Origin of the sequence: Mesorhizobium sp. M1A.T.Ca.IN.004.03.1.1, from assembly GCF_003997555.1 — a bacterium.
Lineage (GTDB): Bacteria > Pseudomonadota > Alphaproteobacteria > Rhizobiales > Rhizobiaceae > Mesorhizobium.
Map to the genome: position 1 here is coordinate 1 of NZ_RZTV01000122.1, position 331 is coordinate 331.

A 331-nucleotide genomic window follows, 5' to 3' on the forward strand; every position below is an offset into this window, starting at 1 on the left:
GATCGCCTGGCCGAAGGTGGTCTTGCCGGAGCCGGATTCGCCGACGAGGCCGAGCGTCTCGTGACGGCGCAGCGTCAGGCTTAGGCTGTCGACGGCGACAAGCTCACGCATCGCCGGCTTGAGAAATGTGCCGTGACGCACCATGAAGGAGACGCGCACGCCCTTGGCATCGAGGATGACATCCGATCCTTCGGGCAGCGGATTGGCCAGGCCGCGCGGCTCGGAGGCGAGCAGATGCCGGGTGTAGGGGTGCTGCGGATTGGCAAAGAGCGCCTCGGTGACATTGTGCTCTCGCACCTCGCCATGCTGCATCACATAGACGTAATCGGAG

1 protein-coding gene is annotated in these 331 nt (G+C 64.7%); it reads right to left on the reverse strand.

The features are described from left to right. Positions 1–331, reverse strand: a 331-nt coding sequence (locus EOD29_RS30975; protein ID WP_127248791.1) for an ATP-binding cassette domain-containing protein, incomplete at both ends; no start/stop codon positions are given.